The sequence below is a fragment of the Paenibacillus sp. 01T422 genome, from assembly GCF_056398785.1.
The window spans coordinates 1-4,120 of the sequence record NZ_JBFTQB010000977.1; the positions used below are offsets into that span (position 1 = coordinate 1).

Below are 4,120 nucleotides of genomic sequence, written 5' to 3' on the forward strand. Positions count from 1 at the left end.
ATTATGATCATTGTAAGGACGCTGGACCCCTGAGCACATGCATCATTACAGGAAAAGTGGATATAAGTGAATTTAGATTATTGAAGGGGCAGGCACTGCAATCTTATAAGAGCCAAGTCTACTCGGTAAACCGGGCCTACCCGGGTGTGATGCAGAACGATTTTTCGGTTATTGGGCCTTATGAATACTACACCTTAATACGTGCCAATGGTAATCAGGTCGACCTGACGGCAGAAAAGTTCTCAAACAAATTAATAATTATCGATTTAGTTGATAAATCTAGCTTCTAACCATTAACATAGGCGGCTGCTGCAAATCAAGGCATTTGACCCGCATGAGCCGTTCTTTGCACCTCAGAAGTATAAAGACATGTATCCACATGATTATACGGGCAAGCACTTTGACTGGCCGGGGTACCGGCCTGTTCAGGAAACGAGGGAGGAAGTCGAACACTGCAAATACGAGTACGCAGCTCTCCTCAGTATGTGCGACGCCTACCTTGGCAAGGTGATGGATACGATGGATGAATGCGATCTGTGGCAGGACACGATGCTGATCGTGACGACCGACCATGGTTTTCTGTTCGGCGAGCACGACTGGTGGGCCAAAAACATCATGCCGACGCATATGGCCTCGTTATTTAGTGTACAGGAGCTGCAGGAGATGGAGTTGGCAGATCCGTTTTCCTTTACGAAAGGGGTTCGAACGCTCAAAATCCCCGCAGCCTCGTATATTCCAGCGCACCGCTTTGGAACCTTGTTGTATGATTTGGCGATTGATCCGGAGCAAAAGCTACCGATTCAGGATGCCGTCGTTGAAAAGAGAATGATCGACCATTTGATCCGAATCATGAACCTTCATCATGCTCCGCCTGAACAGTTCGAAAGATAAGGCATTTAAACAAAGATGGTTCAGGTGATAATTATTCTTTCTAACTAAAGATGCAACCTATGGATTAATTCTTCATTAAAACAAGCTGAAAACTATAGTTAAATATAACGACAGTCAAGGAAATTTATTTGGATAGTAGTTTATAAAAAATCATACGTTTGTGTCGTAGCAGAACGTCACAAACGTATAATTTTATTCGTTATGGTATCATGCTACCAGTGAATTGCAAAACGTTTAATATCTTCTTTACCAAGTTCTTCCCCCAACAGGACTTCCATCAACTCAAGATGAGTAACTGCCTTAATTCCATGCTTGATGCCTGCTGGAATCTGTAAAGCATCGCCCGCCTGAAGCGTGTACAGTTTATCCTCCATAAGGATTTCTGCGCTCCCCGACAAAATCGTCACGATTTCTTGGTATTTGAGATGCTGATGATAGCTCGTATTGTTTCCTTGGGTGAGATTTACTTTTTTAATCATGGTTTCAATGCCATCTTCATTTTTCCAATAATCTATTACTTGATAGGAACCCCATCTTTTCTCTGCATACATCGGAATCTGAGAACCTTGAGCGAGTAATTCCTTAATTTGATTAGCTTTATCCTTATTAGCGATTAAAATTCCGTTAGAATTAGCCGCAACAATGAGATCTGGGACACCAATAATTTCAATAGGATAAGGAAGCTCATTAATGAGATGGGTGTTGGCTGAATCGTCTGATATTCGTCCTGAGCCGATAACTCGATCCTCGAAATGATTGCTAAGCGATGTCCAACTCCCCAGATCACTCCAGTAACCTTGATAGTCCATGGCTACAACAGGCCGTGTGCGCTCGACGACTTCTCGATCGAAGCTTAGATTTGCAAGTTTTTCGTATTTTGCGAACCATGGTTCAACTTGGACTGGAAGTCCATTGTCTTTCAAATAAGTCAGCATGAATCTCAAGGGGAATGCGAATACACCGCAGTTCCACAAAGCGTTATTTTCAATTAAGCTGCTGGCTGTTTGGACATTAGGCTTTTCTATGAACTGGTCGACGAAAGCATACTCGTCATTCTCCTTGGGCAGAACTGGAACAATATAGCCAAACTGATCTGAGGGTGTATTTGGTTTCGTTCCAAGGAGTGCAAGATCTGCTTTAGAACGTGACAGAACTTCAGGAAAATGGGGGAGCAACCGAAAAAAAGTGGTATCTACATATGTGTCTACGGGGAGAATACAAATTGTTTCCCGACCCCCCGCACAATAGTACAATACGCAAGTTATATACTCCTCCTTKGGGAACATCACCCTATTTCTTGGATCTAATTACTTTTTCAAGCGAATGCTTCATTAACTTCCCTGCACGATCCCATGAAAAATGCAACATGTCCCTTCTGCCTTGGCGTCCCTTTGCTTTGCACAGCTCGGGATTCTCATAGGCTTTCCTCATATACGCCTTTAAGCTGTGCAGATCGGGTTCCGCCCATAGTTGTCCTTTTTGTGCAAATAGATTGCTGAACTTTCTTGCGATGGCATGTGGGCTGCTCATGCTAACGGATGGGTTCTTCAAACGATAAGGAAGTAGGTACGAGTTATTAGGCGTAAGGAAATCCATCTGTCCGCCCCAACCTGTCGCGATGACCGGGACACCACTCGCTAATGATTCTAGAAAAGGAAGTCCGACACCCTCGCCACGAGTAGGGAGGACAAAGGCATCACCGAGCGTGTATAACCCTTTCAGCTGATTTTCACTGAGTCGCTTGCCGATAATGACAATAGGAGCTGTATCTTTGCGGATACCGAGTCTTTTCTTGTACTGACTTATTTTTTGCCGAATCCATTTCTCATTCTCATAAGCGGCATAGCCGTTCGTTTTGATCACGAGAATAACGTTATCTGTAGAGGAAAATTCTTCCCAGTATGCCCTTAGCAAGCCCTCTGGATTTTTGCGATGCTGGAAGCCGAAGACAGACACAAATGTAAATTTTCCAGCTGCACGAGGTAAATTCAACTTCTTATTGTTCGGATGAAATTCCTTGGTATTTACACCGTGAGGAGCAATGAAAATCGGTACCTTTACGCCGCTATTTTTTAATGCCCTCCTATTATGCTGTGAGGGTACACATATCGCATCGAATTTGTTCATGCTGGAAAGCCAACTTGTGGGAGTCTTGTTTGTTTCCCAAACGGTATTCAAAATTATTGGATTATAAGTTCTTCGCTCTTTCTTCCATTGCATGTGAGTAGGAATATGATGATAAATAAGTGCTTTCTTGACTTTTACGGATATACCATTGCTTATAGCACCTACTTTAACAGTAACACCCTGTCGCTTTAGTGATCGTACATACGCTCTGCTTGCACGTCCAAGACCGCTCGTCTTGTGAACTGGTCCTTTCCAGACAACATAATAGAGCTTCATTTAACTATCCTCCTGTTGGTTTTGACATAACCTTTTCGTTTGTGAAAAGAAATCGACCTAAATAGCTTTGTCAGGGAAGACATTTTGAGAGGAGAAATATGTGGACCGCTCATATTCAAGCTCTTATTCATTGCGGGTTTTAAAATCATCTTGTCAGACGTAGAGGAATAAAGAAAATTGCCGTACGTCTCAAATTCAGAGAAAGCAAATTGCTTGGATTTATTCATGCTTTTCATAATTGCTGTATACCAGCTTCTATTATGTTTAGACTCAATCGCTTGTTTCAACTGTTTTATTTTTGATTTTTCGAATAGCATATAATGAGTTACGAAAGACAATCTAGCCGAACGGCTTCTTCCCATCAATTTTCTATACGTATGGAAGTATTCTGGTTGACTCCAGTTTCTACAGTAGAAAACAGTCTTGTTGCCTATCTTAAAGACGTGCGGACGGATGAGGATGGTGTCTGCATCAATGACCAAATAGTACTTTGACGTGCACAACGTATCGCCGTTCATTTTGAGTAACTGCTGATAAAGCCATCCAGATCGATCCCACGTTTTGCCTTGATAATGGATGTCTTTCTTCGTTATAGGTAGAACGGTATCTTCATTAACGAATCTGCACCCCTTTTGTGAGCAAAGATCGAGCATTCGCCCGGTTTGAGGAGCCACAATAATGATTTCTCGAATAGGGTGCTTCACAAACTTTCTCACGGCATCAATAACATGAGGAAGTGTCCCAAGATCCTTCTCAATCGCTGGGATTAACACATCAATAGGTGTTGTCATTGTCTCATCTCCATAATCCATTGTATGCATTATGA

At 42.5% G+C, this 4,120-nt stretch carries 4 protein-coding genes and 1 pseudogene; 2 read left to right on the forward strand and 3 right to left on the reverse strand.

Annotated features, from left to right (window positions below):
* Both AC1DUA_RS34340 and AC1DUA_RS34345 read left to right on the forward strand, forming a co-directional pair.
* Positions 1-290: pseudogene (locus AC1DUA_RS34340) on the forward strand (PIG-L deacetylase family protein); the annotation flags it as partial.
* A 25-nt stretch (positions 291-315) separates the two neighbouring features.
* Entirely contained in the window at positions 316-891 is a 576-nt protein-coding gene (locus AC1DUA_RS34345; RefSeq protein WP_477504005.1) for a sulfatase-like hydrolase/transferase, read from the forward strand.
* A gap of 212 nt (positions 892-1,103) precedes the next feature.
* Here the strand turns inward: AC1DUA_RS34345 and AC1DUA_RS34350 are convergent, their stop codons facing one another.
* The 3 genes from AC1DUA_RS34350 to AC1DUA_RS34360 are packed head-to-tail and all read right to left on the reverse strand — an operon-like array spanning position 1,104 to position 4,115.
* Positions 1,104-2,144 (reverse strand): sugar phosphate nucleotidyltransferase, encoded by a 1,041-nt coding sequence (locus AC1DUA_RS34350; protein WP_477504003.1) that lies wholly within the window; start codon positions 2,142-2,144, stop codon positions 1,104-1,106.
* Between the two features lie 37 nt (positions 2,145-2,181).
* A complete protein-coding gene (locus tag AC1DUA_RS34355; RefSeq protein WP_477504004.1) occupies positions 2,182-3,294 on the reverse strand; it encodes a glycosyltransferase in 1,113 nt (370 codons plus the stop codon).
* Positions 3,291-4,115: a DUF6492 family protein gene (locus AC1DUA_RS34360; RefSeq protein ID WP_477504006.1), complete on the reverse strand. Its 825-nt coding sequence runs from the start codon at positions 4,113-4,115 to the stop codon at positions 3,291-3,293. The genes AC1DUA_RS34355 and AC1DUA_RS34360 overlap by 4 nt, the downstream gene beginning before the upstream one ends.
* Positions 4,116-4,120 lie beyond the last annotated feature (5 nt).

Bases quoted from the DNA above. Each gene is read 5' to 3' on its own strand.
- AC1DUA_RS34360 (WP_477504006.1), bottom strand. From the start codon at position 4,115: ATGCATACAATGGATTATGGAGATGAGACAATGACAACACCTATTGAT.
- AC1DUA_RS34355 (WP_477504004.1), bottom strand. From the start codon at position 3,294: ATGAAGCTCTATTATGTTGTCTGGAAAGGACCAGTTCACAAGACGAGC.